General features: G+C 60.5%; 12 protein-coding genes. 7 read left to right on the forward strand and 5 right to left on the reverse strand.

Features of this window, described 5'->3' with window-relative positions; translation table 11 throughout:
* Window positions 1–97: 97 nt before the first annotated feature.
* The 3 genes from ASG62_RS22635 (at window position 98) to ASG62_RS22645 (ending at window position 1,590) form a co-directional block, all read left to right on the forward strand.
* Complete coding sequence (locus ASG62_RS22635) at window positions 98–370, forward strand: hypothetical protein (protein ID WP_056695048.1); 273 nt, start codon at window positions 98–100, stop codon at window positions 368–370.
* 135 nt (window positions 371–505) lie between these two features.
* Window positions 506–1,102 carry a DUF805 domain-containing protein gene (locus ASG62_RS22640; protein ID WP_056695049.1) on the forward strand — a complete coding sequence of 199 codons (597 nt, stop codon included), beginning with the start codon at window positions 506–508 and terminating at the stop codon, window positions 1,100–1,102.
* Complete coding sequence (locus tag ASG62_RS22645) at window positions 1,102–1,590, forward strand: superinfection immunity protein (protein ID WP_056695050.1); 489 nt, start codon at window positions 1,102–1,104, stop codon at window positions 1,588–1,590. Before ASG62_RS22640 ends, ASG62_RS22645 begins: the two co-directional genes overlap by 1 nt.
* 321 nt (window positions 1,591–1,911) lie before the next feature.
* Here ASG62_RS22645 and ASG62_RS22650 read toward each other — a convergent pair whose 3' ends face one another.
* Window positions 1,912–4,716 (reverse strand): EAL domain-containing protein, encoded by a 2,805-nt coding sequence (locus ASG62_RS22650; protein WP_056695051.1) that lies wholly within the window; start codon window positions 4,714–4,716, stop codon window positions 1,912–1,914.
* Between the two features lie 35 nt (window positions 4,717–4,751).
* Window positions 4,752–5,846, reverse strand: a complete 1,095-nt coding sequence (locus ASG62_RS27320) for a FecR family protein (RefSeq protein WP_082538616.1) — start codon at window positions 5,844–5,846, stop codon at window positions 4,752–4,754.
* Between the two features lie 864 nt (window positions 5,847–6,710).
* Here ASG62_RS27320 and ASG62_RS22660 point away from each other — a divergent pair.
* Window positions 6,711–8,546 carry a PAS domain-containing sensor histidine kinase gene (locus ASG62_RS22660; protein ID WP_056695053.1) on the forward strand — a complete coding sequence of 612 codons (1,836 nt, stop codon included), beginning with the start codon at window positions 6,711–6,713 and terminating at the stop codon, window positions 8,544–8,546.
* On the forward strand, window positions 8,543–8,926 hold the full coding sequence (locus ASG62_RS22665) for a response regulator (RefSeq protein ID WP_082537240.1): 384 nt from the start codon (window positions 8,543–8,545) through the stop codon (window positions 8,924–8,926). Before ASG62_RS22660 ends, ASG62_RS22665 begins: the two co-directional genes overlap by 4 nt.
* 312 nt (window positions 8,927–9,238) lie before the next feature.
* Here the strand turns inward: ASG62_RS22665 and ASG62_RS22670 are convergent, their stop codons facing one another.
* From ASG62_RS22670 to ASG62_RS26015, 3 genes are all read right to left on the reverse strand, one after another.
* Window positions 9,239–9,793, reverse strand: coding sequence for a recombinase family protein (locus ASG62_RS22670; RefSeq protein WP_056695056.1), 555 nt, complete (start codon window positions 9,791–9,793; stop codon window positions 9,239–9,241).
* Window positions 9,794–9,910: 117 nt separating this feature from the next.
* The gene (locus ASG62_RS22675; protein ID WP_056695057.1) at window positions 9,911–10,390 is read right to left on the reverse strand and encodes a hypothetical protein; all 480 of its coding nucleotides are present in this window, start codon (window positions 10,388–10,390) and stop codon (window positions 9,911–9,913) included.
* Window positions 10,387–13,482, reverse strand: coding sequence for an ATP-binding protein (locus ASG62_RS26015; RefSeq protein WP_156382324.1), 3,096 nt, complete (start codon window positions 13,480–13,482; stop codon window positions 10,387–10,389). The genes ASG62_RS22675 and ASG62_RS26015 overlap by 4 nt, the downstream gene beginning before the upstream one ends.
* A gap of 985 nt (window positions 13,483–14,467) precedes the next feature.
* Here ASG62_RS26015 and kdpF point away from each other — a divergent pair.
* Window positions 14,468–14,554 (forward strand): K(+)-transporting ATPase subunit F, encoded by an 87-nt coding sequence (gene kdpF, locus ASG62_RS28155; protein ID WP_156382337.1) that lies wholly within the window; start codon window positions 14,468–14,470, stop codon window positions 14,552–14,554.
* A gap of 31 nt (window positions 14,555–14,585) precedes the next feature.
* A complete protein-coding gene (kdpA, locus tag ASG62_RS22680) occupies window positions 14,586–16,295 on the forward strand; it encodes a potassium-transporting ATPase subunit KdpA (RefSeq protein WP_056695058.1) in 1,710 nt (569 codons plus the stop codon).
* Window positions 16,296–16,312: the final 17 nt, after the last annotated feature.

Here is a 16,312-nt window from a genome sequence, read left to right on the forward strand (position 1 = left end):
TCCAACCGCTCGAAGGCACTGTGCTTATGGACGTCCATACGCGCAGTCTCTTACCGCGCCGGTTAGTCCGAAAGGCGGTTTAGACCGTAGGCGTACGTTGATCGGGACGGCCTTCGCCTTCCAGCACGTCAGCCGCGCCATGGCGGGCGGCGCCAGCCCGTTTCCTCAGATGGGCACTTACACAGCCGAAGAGAATGCGGCCCTCCAAGCCCTGCCGGGGATCATGAACGACATGCTCGGAACGGTCATGGGCGACCGCAAGCGCTTCATGGTCGTGTCGCTCCAGCAGAACAACGTCGTGTTCTTCGACCTCACCCCCTCCGGCGAGACGGCGACAATGACCGCGCCCGAGTGCGTGCGCACGATGTGACAGGGGCCGATCCCCATGCATGGCGCGGAGCACATGCGGATCGATCACGACGTCACCCCGGCCACTTCGCCGTCGCCGCCCAGATCGCCGGCGGCCGGCCACGCCTGCCAGCCACCTTTTGATCGCGAGTAAGAGATGCTGACCCACTACACCAATGCCATGCGCAAATATGCCGTGTTCCATGGCCGAGCGTCACGCGCCGAGTTCTGGAGCTTCTACGCTGTCTACCTCACCGCCAGCATCGCCGTGATCCTCCTCGACCAAGCCTACTTCGGCACGGTGCGCGAAAACTCCGGCGTCGTCGTCATGCTGTTCGGCTGCGTCCACATCCTGCCCGGCATGGCGGTTCAGGTGCGGCGGCTGCACGACATCGACTGGTCGGGCTGGTGGATCGTCCTGAACCTGATCGGCGTTGGCTTTATCCTCGCCCTTTTTCGAGGGACGGACGGACCCAATCGCTTCGGCCCTGAGCCCGGCAGCATCGACGATGAGACCTTCGAGCAGGTTCATCGAAAACCCCATGCTCGGGGGCCTCGCGCCGAGCCAAGCTTCGACCGCAATGCCGTTAGCCCCGCATTGCCTCACAGCGCCCCGTCAGCGAGCGTCCGCGGCCCGGCCGACCTGATCGGCGACCTTGAGCGTCTGGCAGCCCTGCGCGCCAGTGGCGGGCTGACCGATGCCGAGTTCGAGGTGATGAAGGCGCAGGCTCTGTCGCGCGGCTCCGACCGCTGATGGACGCCACGTTCGGCGAGGCCTTCTTCACCCTTATTGGCATCGGCATTCTCGTCTCGCTGCTGCCGATCTTCATTGCCTTTTGGCGAGGTCATCCCAATCGCTGGATCATCTTCATCATCACGGTGGTGTTCGGAGCGACAATCCTCGGCTGGCTGATCGCGCTTGTCTGGTCGCTGCATGGCTTTCACCGCGGGGCGGACAAAGCCTCGCGAGGCGGGACATCGGGGCTCAACCTTTTTGCCGACGACGTAGGTCTAGTGACGGTTGTCGGGCAACGAAGTCCAAGCAGCCATGAGAACCACAGGATAGTTCCGCCGTCGGACGTCTCGGTACTGCCAATCTTGGACGAAAAGCGCCTCTCCTTATTCGAAGCCACTCAACTGCTCGAACGTCTGCACAGGATGAGGGCCGAAGGGTATCTCAGCGAGACGGAGATGACGCGGATCAAAACTCAGATCGTTTGTGGAAGCTTGGAAAACGTATGACTGCAGAGGGCCGAGAACCGACCGGCAGCTTTCGAGCCGGCCGACCAGAAAGCCGCCACTCCGGTGTCGGCCCATCTTCGACGCTCAAAGGGTTACTTCACTGCGTCGAAAGCGGTCATTTGGATCACCGTTGATTTTCAGTGGCAACAGTTGAAATCATACCAGCAGCCTTGTTCGATGCGTCAGCGGATAAGCTGCCAGTCTCGACATGAATAGCCACCGATGCAACTCCGATCGCCCTTCAAAAGTGCGTCTCAGCCGGTCTTTCGCAACGACAGGAACAGTTATAGTAGCACCCGCTAGAGCCGACAGCGGCGCCTGCTAAGCGACAATACGCAGAAGCGGGCTGGGTGGGTTCACCAGACCGTTGACGATGCTTCTAAAAGCGAGACCGCTGATCGGCTTCGAATAGAGGTAACCTTGACCCTCACGGCAGCCGAGTGCGGCGAGCACGTCGGCCTGCTCGGACGTCTCGATGCCTTCGGCGATCACGCGGATGCCCAAGCCGTCGCCGAGCGTCAGGATGGAGCGCAGGACGGCAACGGTCTGGGGATGGGTCGGAGCATCCGTGATGAAGCTCCGGTCAATCTTGATCTTAGAGATCGGGAAGCGGTGCAAATAGCCGATCGAGGCGTAGCCGGTCCCGTAATCGTCCAGCGCGAAGTCGATGCCGAGCGCCGTCAGGGCGTCCAGGGCCTCCCGCAGCCGGCTCGTCTCAGCCGCAAAGGCGCTTTCGGTGATCTCAAGCTCCAGACGTCCAGGCGCCAAGCCGGAGCGCGACAGCGCATAGCGAACCGCGGACACGACGTCGCCGGCTTCGAACTGGAGAGCGGAGACGTTGACGGCGAGTTTGACCTCCGCCGGCCAGCCGGCGGCTTCGAGGCACGCTGCTTCGAGAACGAAGGCGCCGAGCCGATGGATGAAGCCCATCTCCTCTGCCACGGGAATGAACTGGACGGGCGAGACGTAGCCCCGAACCGGATGCCGCCAGCGCACGAGGGCCTCGGCACCGATGATCTCGGCCGTCTCGAGCAGGACCTGCGGCTGGTAGACGACCTCGAACTCGCCGCGATCGAGGGCCTGTTCGATATCGGCTTCGAGCGCAAGCCGGGCCAGGCGATCGACGTCCATGCCGCTCTCGAAGACGACGACGGTCGCCGCCGACCGCGACTTGGCGCGGTAAAGGGCGGTATCGGCCTGACGCAGCATGTCCGTGGCGTTCAGCGTTCCCGGCGGCCACCAGCCGATGCCGATGCTGGAGGCGACGCAGATGCGGTGGCCCTTGATCTGGAACGGCTCGGCGACGGACGCCAGGAAGCGCCGCGCCGCCTCACAGGCCGCTTCGGCCCCTCCGCACCGGAGGAGAACAGCGAACTCGTCGCCGCCGATCCGCGAAAGAAACGCGTCGGGTCCGAAAGCCTGGCGGGCACGCGCGGCCGTTTCAATCAACACCTCGTCGCCCGTGCCATGGCCCAGCGTGTCGTTGACGGCTTTGAAGCGATCGAGGTCGAAGACGAGAAGTGCCACTCCGCCGGCCTCGCCGGGCACCTCGCTCAGTGCCGCGATGGCCGCTTCGAGCGCACGGCGGTTGCCGAGGCCCGTCAAGCTGTCGTGCAAGGCCAGATGGCGCAGCCGGGCCTGCGAGCGCTCGCGATCGGTCACGTCGCGCAGCGTCAGGCAAAGATGAAGCGTGCTCCCCGCGCCGGACGCCTCGTGCGCGCCGAGCGCCTTCATCTCGAACGGGGCGATGGAATATTCGAGCACGCGATCGTCGGCGCCGACGGGCAGGACGATCTGGCGCAGCGTCCGATCAACCGGCGCTCCGCCCTGCAAACCGGAGCGCAGAAGCGAACGAACAGAGACCTGCAGCGCCTCCGGCAGGTCGTCCAACCGGCGAAACTCGCGCATCGCGAGGCCGAGGAGCGCGGCCGCCTCCGCATTGGCGCGCGCGACGACGCCTCGATCGTCCAGAATGACGATGCCGTCGAAGCTCGCATCGACGACCCGCTCCAGCATGCTTTCGGTGTTGGTCATCTGGATCCGCGCGATCCAGAGGCGCAGACGGCCAAGGGTCAGTTCGCGAAGAAGCGTCCAGACGATGATGCCGAGGCCGCCCCCTTGAAGGCGCGCAGTTTCCAAAACGATCGCGCCGTGCAGCTGAAGCCACCAGGCGGTCGCCTCGAGGCTCAGCATGGCGAGCGCGAGGAGACCGACGGCCGCGCCCATGCGCAGCCGCGCGGTGAGAACGAGCGCCACGAGTGCGACGAGCGCGATGATCGGGGCTGGAAACGAATGGGCGGCGAGATCGCGGTTCTGGAGCAAGGTCTCCGTGGCGAGGGCGAGAACGGTTGATCCGGACACGGTGCCGAAGACGGGCACCGAGAAGAGGTCGTGGAGCTCGACCGCGCTGGCGCCGACGATCAGGCTCTTGCCGGACAGAACTCCCGGCGCGATGCGGCCGCCGAGGAGATCGACGAACGAGACTCGCGGAATGTCCGAAGCGGAGATGCCGTAATCAATCCCGAACAGGCCCTTGCCGTCCCGCCCCGCGAGCACGGACGGCAGGGACGCCAGCGTTTCGCCCGCCCGATCGGACGCATGCGGAAAGCGCCGGATCTGCCCGTCGGCATCCAGCGGCACATCCACGCTGGCAGGCCAGGACACCCGGAGCAAGAGCTCGATCGGCATGGCCATGCGAAGGGTCGTCGCTCCCGCTGTTTCCGGTTGAGCGAAGGCGGCGAGGTAGGTCTCGACACCGGCCCCGGCCAGAGCCGTCGCGAAGGCTGCATCGTCCGCCTCGTTGGAGGCCGAGGAGAAGTCGATGTCGAACGCGACCTTGGCGGCGCCGGACTTCGCCGCCGCCGACAGGAGATCGCCGTAGAGGCGCCTCGGCCACGGCCAGACGCCGATTTCGCCGATGCTGCGCGCATCGATATCGACGAGCACGATATCACCGGTCGGCGCCCGCGCCTGGCTGGCAAACCGCAGCTCCGAAAGGCGGTTGTCCAAGGCGCTGAACAGACCTGCAAGATCGGCGACCAGGAAGCATGCCGCGATCAGTCCCCCCAGCAGAGCGCTGGCGAGCAGGCGCTTGGGGCTTCGCCGAAGGTTCGAGATGACGGGCACGCGTGGATCCGGATCAGCTGTTGCGGCGACAGGGCCTACTTCTTGCCGCCGCCGTTGCCGCCACCGTTTCCACCGCCATTCCCGCCGCCGTTCCCGCCGCCATTCCCGCCACCGTTGCCGCCGCCATTCCCGCCACCGTTGCCGCCGCCGTTCCCGCCGCCATTGCCGCCACCGTTCCCGCCGCCATTGCCGCCGCCGTTGCCGCCACCGTTCCCGCCGCCGTTGCCGCCGCCGTTCCCGCCGCCATTGCCGCCGCCGTTKCCRCCRCCGTTGCCGCCGCCGTTGCCGCCACCGTTTCCACCGCCGTTGCCGCCGCCGTTGCCGCCGCTGTTCCCGCCACCGTTGCCGCCGCTGTTCCCGCCGTTATTGCCGTTGCCGCCGCCAGCCTTACCGTTGCCTTCGCTGGACGCTTTGCCGGCGCTGATGCCGCTTGCCTTCGTGGCGCCGTTCGTCGCCTCAGTGGCCTTCGAAGGGCTCGCCTGATCAGAGGCGACCGTGCTGCGGAAGTCGGACAGGCTGACCCCCATGGGAGCGACGGATGCAGCTGCCGGCTTGCCTGGGCTGACGGCCGGAGCGTTGACGCCTCCGGTTCTCAATCCGCCCTTGGCTGCGCTGACGCTGGCGTTCTGGCCTGCGCCAACGGCCGCGCTCTGCCCGGTCCGCAGATCGCTGACCTGCACGAGGCCTCGATCCACCCCGATCTTCGTGGTCTTGCTGGCAACGCTGACGGTGAACTTCGTCCCCTTCACCACCGCGGCCATGTAAGGCGTCTGCACGGTGAAGTGCGGCTGACTGCGCTTTTCGATATCGAACTCGATGCTGCCAGTCCGCTGTAGCACTTCGGTCTTCGAGCTGAAGAACGACTTCGGCGTTACGGCGGCGGCGCTGTTCGGAAGCAGCGTCATCACGTTGTTGTCGCTGACGAGACGGACGCGACCGTTGGCCGTGGTCGTGATGGTCAAACCCTCGGCAATCGACATTTGCCGTTTGATTTCGATGCGCTCGCGCGCTGGCGTGATTACGAAGGCAGCGCCCGAAACACGATCGACGACCCACTCCCGCGCCGAGGCAAGACCGCTCGCCAGCAAAGTGATCGCAACCGTGAGACTGAAAATGAGACGCTGTGTCATGTCCGCCTGCCAAATCAAAAGACAGGCGCACGATACGTAAGTAGTTCTAAAAACCGGTGAAACCGGTCGCAAAAAACATCCTCTGTCAGGCAGGATAGTTAAGCAGATACTCTTCGGTTGGGAGAGCTACATTTTGCCCAGCGCGTCAGCAAGGTTGTCACGTCTCTGGTGATCCGCCGGCTTACGCCTTCACATCGGCAGCTCCCGCAAGAACCAAAGTCAGCTTTGGCTTGGCTCCCGTACGAATGGAAGGTTATTCCGTGTGGTCTGATCGCTTTCGATATCTCGAACGTCTCCTTCCCTGTAATCAGTTCCCAAAACCGGACGGACCGCAAACCACCCAACTCAGCTATGAGAACGGCCGCGACCGTCTCGCGAAAGCGGCCGTTCCGAACGGGATCGGCGAAGATGGGAGACGCTACACTTCGGTGCCCTCGGCAAGGTCAGCGCATTTTCAACATCGACACCGAGATAGCGGACCGTGCTTTCAATCTTGGTATGGCCGAGCACAAAAGGTTGACTGTCGATGGTTCGGCACATTGCGCTACGGCGAGCGCGCGTCGTTTGGGCCATGTGGTGCCTCGGGTCACAGGTCTATCCCGCTGGCGGCCCGACCAACGTTCAACCTGCCCTGCTTTCCGCGCGGGCACCCGAGCGAACGACTACGGCAGTCGTTTCGAATCTCAATGGCTGTGCCGTCGATTTGTCTTTGGGTGACCACCGGCGACCCCGAAGTTAGGACGGTGTCAGCCTTCAATACCCTAGTGTAAGCGCGCGGCAGACGGCCGCTTCCAAGGACAACCCTATTGCCTTCGGTACCTTCGGCATTGCTCATGTCGCCGTTGACTGACGAGGGCCGACGACATGATCGAAGAGATAGCGTTCCCGCGCGGCGGCGGTGAGATGGGCGAGCGCATGAGGCGCCACAACTGGATGTTGTCACCGCTCGGACCTCCTGCATGCTGGCCACAATCGCTTAAATCGACCGTCACCCTCATACTCGCATCGAGGTTCCCGATGTTCGTGGCCTGGGGTTCCAACCTTGGCTTCCTCTACAACGACGCCTACGCCCAGATTCTCGGCGAGAAACACCCGCGGGCACTCGGACAACCGTTCCACGAGATTTGGGCGGAGATCTGGCCGGACATCGTGCCGTTCATCGAGGCAGCGCTTCGAGGCGATGCAAGTTGGGTCGAGAACCTGCCTCTGACGATCAACCGTCGAGGCCAGGATGAGGAAACGTTCTTCACGTTCTCCTATTCGCCGGCATTCGACGACGAGGGCCAGATCGTCGGCATGTTCTGCACCTGCACCGAGACGACGCGGCAGGTCCTGGCCGAGCGGTCCCTAAAGGCCGGCGCGGACCTCTTCCGGACGATGGCCGACGACGCACCAGGAATGATCTGGATCACCGACCCGAGCGGCTACTGCACCTACCTGAACCGCCGCTGGTACGAGTTCACGGGCCAAGTCGAGGAGGAGGCGCTCGGGCTCGGCTGGACGAAAGCGACCCACCCGGACGACGAGGAGCGAGCCGCAGCCGAGTTCATGGCGGCGAACGCTGCGCGGGCGCCCTTCTACATCGAGTATCGCCTGCGTCGGGCCGACGGTGTCTACCGTTTGGCGATCGACCGGGCCGAACCGCGCTTTGGACCGGACGGTGAATACCTGGGGTACATCGGATCGGTCTTCGACATCGGCGACCGCGAGGAGGTCGAGGAAGCGCTCCGGGAGAGCGAGGCAAACTATCGCTACGCCGCCGAGCTTAATCCGCAGACAGCTTGGACGGCCGCGGCGAACGGACAGTTGGACCGGGTCGCGGAGCGCTGGCGCGAGTGGACCGGGGGCAGCGGGCTCGGCGCCTCCTGGGGCGAGGCGATTCATCCGGACGATCTCCAGCGCTCCATCGATGTCTGGACGGGTTCCGTGACGATGGGGGAACCCTACGACATCGAACACCGGGTGCGGATGGTCTCGGGCGAATACCGCTGGATGCACTCGCGTGCTTATCCTCGGCTTGATGAGCAAGGACGGATCCTCAGGTGGTACGGATCGACCGAGGACGTACACGAGCGCAAGCTTGGGGAGGAGCACCTGCACCTCCTCATCAACGAGTTGAACCACCGCGTGAAGAATTCCTTGGCGACGGTGCAGGCCATCGCGAGCCAGACGTTCCGCAATCCCGAAAATTTCGAGCGCTCCAAGCAGGACTTCTCCGCCCGCCTCGTTTCACTCGCTCGGGCGCATGACGTCCTCACAGATGCAAATTGGGTTGGCGCTTCGTTAAGAGAGGTCATCAACCGCACTGTCGGCCCCCATCTTGGAGAAGCAGGCAACCGCTTCGAGCTGGACGGACCGGATGTGATGCTGAAGCCCAAAGCAGCGCTGGCGATGTCCATGGCGCTCCATGAGCTCTGCACCAACGCGGTCAAGTACGGCTCGCTGTCGGTCGATGGCGGACGGGTCGGGATCGCTTGGAGGACACAGCCCGTGCAAGGTGGAGAGCGCCTCCGTCTGGTATGGACTGAAAGGGGTGGTCCACCTGTCGCGAAGCCGTCGCGTAAGGGGTTTGGATCGCGGTTGATCGAACGCGGCCTTGCCGCGGAGCTTGGAGGCGACGTCGAGATTGCCTTCGACCCGCGCGGGGTCATATGCACGATCGACGCCCCGCTCCCGGCACCTGACGAAAGACTCCCGTGACAGAAGGCAGCCTGCGCGTCCTCGTAGTCGAGGACGAGATGATGATCGCCATGCTCGTGGAGGAGATGGTCCAGGATCTCGGCCACACCGTCGTCGGCGTTGCGATGCGACTGGAGACGGCGCTGGAGCTCGCCCGCGAGGCCGACATCGACCTTGCGGTCCTCGACGTGAACCTCGGCGACGCGAAGAGTTTCCCGGTTGCTGCCATCCTGCGCGCACGCGGTATCCCGTTCCTGTTTGCAACCGGATACGGCCGGAAGGGCATTGTCGAGGAATTTGCCGACTCCGTTGTCCTCAACAAGCCCTACCAGACGACTGATCTGGAAAAGGCGCTCGCCGCGGCCCAGACTCAGGGGTTACAAACCATTCCGACTGGATGATCGGGTCGCCTCCCGCAGGCGACGCATCCGCGATTGGCTTAAGGATGAAGGGCGCTGCTGGGCAACCGACAGCGACCGTTCGCCGAAACCCCAGATAGGCTAAGCGGAGCAACCTGTTCCGAAGCGGACGTACCGCAAACCATTCGAGTTTCGCGTTCTTAGCCGAGCTTCTCCATCCCGAAAGTTGTCGATTTTCGCTCGATCTGGAATGTCCGCTCGCGGACGGGTGATTGTCACGCCCGGATGACCAGGAGGGGCGCAGACTGATCAGGAGAGCCGCGCGCACCAAGCAATAGCTTTTTCGCAGCGGCCTCAGCCTTCCAAGGATGACGCAAGAATCCGATAGATCTGCATGCGGGAGCAGCCGAGGGCATTGGCGATGGCGGTTGGACCCTCTCCGGCCGAATGCATGGAGAGAACACGCTCCCGATCAAGGCGACGCTTCCCGCCCCGATAGCTACCCTCGGCTCTCGCGCGTTCGATGCCCTCCCGCTGGCGCTCCTTGATGAAACGCCGCTCCATCTGTGCGACCATGCCAAGCACGGTGAGAACCAAGTGCCCCATCTCACCGCGCGTCGAAACATGCGGATCGAGTACGGTGACAAATGCGCCGCGTTGCTCGGCTTCGTGGATCAGATTGAGAACGTCACGAGTATCGCGGCCAAGGCGATCAAGCCGCGTAACGACGAGTTCGTCGCCTGGCCTCAGAAACTCCAGCACCGTAGCTAACTCGGCCCGACCGTCGCGGCTGCCGCCTGACACTTTCTCCGAGCGAATGACGGCACAACCCTCGGCTTTCAGCTTGGCAATCTGACCCTCCAGATCTTGGTCGATGGTACTGACGCGGGCATAACCAATACGGGCCATATGTAACCTCAAGCTTTAGGCCCGAGGCTAATTTGTCACGAATAGGCAGTGTCAACCCAGATGTTACGCTATCCAACCAAAGGCATGTGACGTCGCATCAGGGTATGCCGTAATGTGCTACGTGCTAGAAAGCTGTGAGCCCAGCGTCTCCAGTATTCCTAATACACGGAATTTGAGCATTAACAGGTAGAGCACTACCCCAAGTATCGCTGCTGCGATTAGGTAAGTCTCATACCACTTTAAAAAGTCGAAGAACCGACCTTCGATCCGCGTGTCGCTGAGCAGTCCGGCTTCAAGCGCCTCTTCCTCAATCTTATAGTCAGCCCAAGCAGTGATCCCACCGACCAGCAAGAGTACCGTGACCATTGACACAAAGCAAAAGATGATAAAGAGGCCCCAGCTAGCATCGACTGCAAGCGTTGTGCGCAGGGATTTGTTTGCTGCCTCAGAAACGACTTTAAACTGCGCCGTCGCCACAGCTAACGTGACAGCTTGATAGAATGCGGCAATTTTGAAAGTTCTCTCATTAAGACTCTTTTTTTGGTCAAGAATATACTTGTAACGCTCAACCATTAAAAGATTTGCTGTCTCACTCATGATAGATCCCAGCCATCTCCACGACGTTCCCAAGCGTACGAGTCAAATGTCTTAGGACTCGTGCCCCTGAGAGCGGTAACGAACTTTTCTTTATCCACGTAAGGCCGAAAGGTTTCGACTATGGAGTTGGCAGCGGCACGATCAAATAAGTCGCTGTTTATAACATCCCAAGACCACGCAAGGCTCCTGATGAGCTCCACGAATATGAAGCTGGAAGCCAGCTTGGGAAGCCGTTCAAAGCCCTCGTCAGCCGCAAGATCTTTAAAATAATCGGCTAGTGGCGTATCAGGCTTAAGGTAGCGCTCACGATTTGCAATAAAGCTTCCATACGTTTCGAGATTCTGTGTCTCGACTTCGCCTACTGGAACGCTAAGGCCATTATTAATCGAGTCGTAGCCTCGCTCGTTTCTCATTCGGCTACTGGCTTCCGAAAGTTGATGGTAGAAATTCACATCCTCTTTCAGAATGTTCGCATATACCTGTGCGCTTGAAAGCCAACGAGTAGGCTGAGTATGCTTACGCCACGTTAGCGTCAGCGCTCGCGACTCCCGGGAAGCGGTGACCCGAAAAATGTCAAACGCAGATCTCACATGCTCATCCACATATCCATCGCGAATGTTGCACACTGTCAAATCGTCTGCCTTTTGCGGCATCGCGTTTCCCAATATCATCATCAACTTTTGCGACGTGACATCCGCCGGAGCCTCCTTGACAAAGTACTCTATCGACCGGTAGAGCGGCGACTCTACAGTCGTAAACTCACTATGCGCACACAACTCCAATAGGGATATATTTGATCTTTTATTTTTATCCTCTACTAATATAAGAGGTACGCTCGCGAGTGCATCTCTCAAGAGATCAGGCTTTGCCGGAGCAACGTTACTTGCGATAAGGGGGCTCGCGATGAATGGTGCGAAGCTGACCGCTCGCGATAACGAGTAACTCTCTGTTGATGCGAGGCGCGAAATTTCTGCAGTTATGTGATCACCATATATGTCGTACACAGTTTTGAGCATTTGCCGTTGCTCGGCCGTGTCCTCCAGAGCTGAGCGAGCTACATTTGTCTTCGGTGCTTTAGTACCGGTCGCATTGGCAACTGCCAGGATACTTTGCCCCTGAAACCCCGGCGTAGTCCTCTCGACTGCAACCCCCTCAATGCAAGTTGCAACTGGTTGTGGCATCTCGTCTACGATTGATGCTCGTCTTCCAGTAGGCGCTGTAACGAAAGTCCAGTCCTGAAAGAGTTCCGTCCTTGATAGGGCGAACGCCATCGTTACTTCGTCACGAGTAATTTCCTCCACCCTATACTCGATCTTATCACGTCTACTTTGCAAATAATCGACGTAGGTGGAAATGGCTTGCCGAGGAGACCCGAAACCAACCGTCACGGGTTCTTTGTCGTCGATGTACACTTTCACGTCGCAACGAGGGAACATTAACCATGATCTGGCTACATGTAGAACGTCTCCGATTTCAGCTAATGGACGCAGCTTTAACCGAACTGCTGTTCCATGAGGATACATCGGGAGCTGACTACGGTCTTTAACCTTGTCGAGAAGTTTGATCAGGTACTTGCCGTGTACCGACTGTAACGCAATCCTTCTGGCTTTATCATCATCGACGCTACATGTCGTAATCTCCACGTCATCTGAGACCATGAAGGCGGACAAAACACCAATACCAAATCGACTTATAGAGTGAAAGTCGGGGTGCCTTTCTTTAAATTTCTGGTCTTGATACTTCGAGGATCCAACGGTTAGCAGATGCTTCTCAATAACCTCTTGTGACATCCCGGTGCCTCGGTCGAGCACGGTAAGTTCACGGCTATTACTGTCCCAGTAAATCTCAACAGCCCGTGATGGAGAGGCAGCTTTATCAATTACACTCTGAAGACGTACTGCATCAAGAGCATTTTGGGTCAACTCCCTAAGCACGACTGTAGAGTTATTGTACAGCGTGTGACCAGTCAGCAGATCTAGTATCTTGTGCTGATCAAGCGAAAATTCAAACGATTCCGTCATAAAGCCGTCAGTGTCGATCCCTTTGTCGTCAATATCACGCCAAGGAAAAGAATACGGCTCTATAACATCGCCACTAGACTTCTGGACTAGACTGTACGAAGCATTCAACTCCTTCTGCGCGTATGCAAGATAACTGGTCAAACCAAAGAAGCCGTTTGGCTCCTTGAACGTAGCGTGCACTTCGATGGTGGACGAAACACCCATCTTTGTTACTCGGTTGTCCCTGTCTCTAGGCGGAGCAGCGCGAACTGTCCGGACAACGCCCTGTTTTTGCCACTCGACTTGGCTTATCGGATTGCTCGGATTGATGATTTGATATAGAACTGTCGGCGCACGCCTGTTCGTAATCTGAACTAGATCGATAGTTCTCAGGATGACAGCAATATATTGTAAATTGACTGTTTCCTGCGGCCCGCCATACGGTTGCGACACTTTCAACGACGCGACGGCTTCCGAGTGACCTAGCGTGTGACTTTCACATATTATTGCCAGATCGCGCCGAAAGGTGGCGTCTAGCGGATGCAATAATCCGTTTATTAGAGATCGCAGTGGCTCTGTGGCACCATTGTCGTTGAGCGATCCCCCCTCAATCCAAGCGCGAATTCTCTTTCCGTGAGAGGTGCGAACAAACTCCTGGTACTGTATCCGCTCCGCCTCAGCTGTGGGCATTTGTCCAAGTCTGGCTATGTATTCCTTATGCTTATCTGATGGAAGAATCGGACTTGACTTGAATGTCTGATAGTCTGGATTACTAGACCGAGCTTCATATTCATCCTTCGTCACGAGTAATCCGACATCGTGCATGTAAACCGACAGCGTTAGCATCAGCCAATCGCCTTTGGTCATGATGCTCTTTGTCTCGCTAGGAATAATCCATTCCGCAGCTTTAAGCATATCTGTTACATGGGCAAAGGTATGGTCGGTATACTCGAAGAATACCCCCGAACTTTTCCACTCAGAAAGAATTCTGCTTACAGCTGATCTCACATTTGTCAGATTTATCGAAAATGCTGGCAACTTTGTAGCTTCGTCCGCGAGAACCTCTAGCTCAGTGAATGGTATATCGTCCACGTTTGCTCCCTGCGACTCGCGCGCATATTTTTATGGCTATGGGCACCCAGAAATTATGTGAGGCCGTGTTGGTTTGGAAGGGTGCAACGGTAGATATTCGATGAGCCGCCAGATAGGCCTTTGCAGATATCGGATTGTTGCTCGTTTGGTGGGTGCCATCGTTGCGCGATGACGCCTTCGCGTCAGATTGGGAAGGATGTACCTATTTTGTCCCTATCGCTCGCGGACTGGTGAGCTATCGACCGCTCACTGAAATTTCGTTGCGGACTAACTTGTCGAAAAGGCACGGTAGCGGCCGTAGGCCGGCCTGATCGTGGGTATCAAACTGCGTTTGCTCAGCCTACAAGGCAGTGATACAAAGGCGATTGCCGGCTGCTCCGTATACTATTGATTCTGCTTCGTTTCTTTTCGGGGCTGCCCTTTCCTTTCCTGGGCAACAGCATTCTCAAAAGAGATGCAAAGCCGGTATGTTCAGCGAAATCGGCGGCTTCGGATGGTCCTCCTGTTCAACAGGACCGTTCAACGCAGCCCCTCGCGATGCTCCGTCCCATGAAGCGATTTGACGCGAGCGCTCATCAGCCTGTCCAGCGCGTTCCGGCCGACATTTAGGATGGGGTCCAAGGCGCCACCGTCGCCGGGCACCTGATCAAATTCGACGTCCACGAGACGCAAGAGGCGCGGGCGGCTCACGGGGGTCGGTAGCGGAAGGTTCCGCTTCGGGAGAGGGCGAGGCGTAAGGCTGGCGTCCCGCTCTTGGCGCGTGAAGCCGATCTGGCGGGATGTCCGGCTCGAAAATGGGTTCCGCCGCTCGGTCGAAGCGGCTCGTCGAACCGAAACTCATATGGAATTTTTACGCCGTTCCAGGCGACTTGACGTGCGATCCCGAAAGGAGGGCTCGCATGTTCGATCTTCTATATCTGGCCGCGGGGCTGGGCTTCTTCGCCTTGATGGGCGCCTACGCGCGCTGGGCCGGAGAGGCCTGACGATGTTCGATCTCGTCCTCGGCGGCGCCGTCGCCGCCGCTCTCGCCACCTATCTCGTCTTCGCCCTCGTGCGACCCGAGCGGTTCTGACACGTCCCCGACAGTTCGAAAGGCAGGTGCCATGACCGTCGTCGGCTGGCTGCAGATTCTCATCGTTCTTTTGGCGGTTCTCGCCTTCGCCGTTCCGCTCGGCGCCTTCATGTCGAAGGTCTTCGCGAACGAGCGCACGGTCCTCACGCCGGTGCTCGGCCCCGTCGAGCGCGGGTTCTATCGCCTCTCCGGCATCGACCCCGCGAAGGAGCAGACCTGGCTCGGCTATACGCTCGGCATGCTCGCCTTCAATGCGGGCGGCTTCCTTCTTCTCTATCTGCTCCTGCGATTCCAGGGCGTGCTGCCCTTGAACCCGCAGGGCTTCTCCGGCCTCGCACCGCATCTCGCCTTCAACACGGCCGTGTCCTTCGTGACCAACACGAACTGGCAGAGCTACGGCGGCGAGACGACCATGAGCCACCTGTCCCAGATGGCGGGCCTGACCGTCCAGAACTTTCTGTCGGCCGCGACAGGCATGGCCCTTGCGGTGGCGCTCGTGCGCTCCTTCGCGAGATCCGGGACGAAGACCGTCGGCAACTTCCTGGCCGACATGACGCGGGCCACGCTCTACGTGCTCCTCCCGCTCGCGATCGTCACGGGCCTCTGGCAGGTCTCGATGGGCACGCCGCAGACGTTCGAGGCCGCCGCCACGGTCACGACGCTGGAAGGCGCCGAGCAGACGCTGGCCCTCGGCCCCGTCGCCTCGCAGCTCGCGATCAAGCAGCTCGGCACCAATGGCGGCGGCTTCTACAACGCCAACTCCGCCCACCCCTACGAAAACCCGTCGCCGCTCTCCAACGCACTGACGATCTGGCAGATGCTGGTGGTCTCCACCGCCATGGTCTTCGCCTTCGGACGCCTCGTCGGCGACCGGCGGCAGGCCACCGCGATCCTGTCGGTCATGGCGCTCCTGCTCGTCACGGGCATCGGCGTCGCCTATTGGGCGGAGGCCGCGGGAACGCCGATCCTCACTGCCGCCGGGCTCGATCCTTCCGGCGGCAACATGGAGGGCAAGGAGGTCCGCTTCGGCCTTGCCGCCTCCGCGATGTTCGCGGCGGTCACGACGGGCCTCTCCGACGGCGCGGTCAACGCCATGCACGGCTCCTTCACGCCGATCGGCGGCATGGTGCCGATGGTGCTGATCATGCTCGGCGAGGTGCTGCCGGGCGGCGTCGGCTCCGGCCTCTACGGCATCCTCGTCATCGCCATCGTCGCGGTCTTCGTCGCGGGCCTGATGGTCGGGCGCACGCCGGAATATCTCGGCAAGAAGATCGAGGCCAAGGAGATGAAGATGGCGATCCTCGCGATCCTCATCCTGCCCGCGGCGATCCTCGGCTTCTCGTCGGTCTCGGCCGTGCTGCCCGTGGCCCTGTCCGGCCTTGGAAACGCCGGGCCGCACGGCCTGTCGGAGATCTACTATGCCTATAGTTCGGCGGCGGGAAACAACGGCTCGGCCTTCGGCGGCCTGTCCGCGAACTCGCCCTGGTGGAACACGACGCTCGGCCTTGCCATGCTGCTCGGGCGCTTCGCCTACATCGTGCCGATGATGGCGATCGCCGGGTCGCTCGTCGCCAAGCCGAAGCTCGCCCCCTCCTCGGGCACGTTCCCGACGCACGGACCGCTCTTCGTCGGGCTGCTCGCCGGCATCATCCTGATCCTCGGCGGGCTCCAGTTCTTCCCCGCCCTCGCCCTCGGCCCGATCGCGGAGCAAGTGCAGATGCTCGGCGGCAAGACCTTCTGACGAGCCAGGGACCCCGG

This window comes from Aureimonas sp. Leaf427, assembly GCF_001425485.1.
In the GTDB taxonomy this organism is placed as follows: Bacteria; Pseudomonadota; Alphaproteobacteria; order Rhizobiales; family Rhizobiaceae; genus Plantimonas.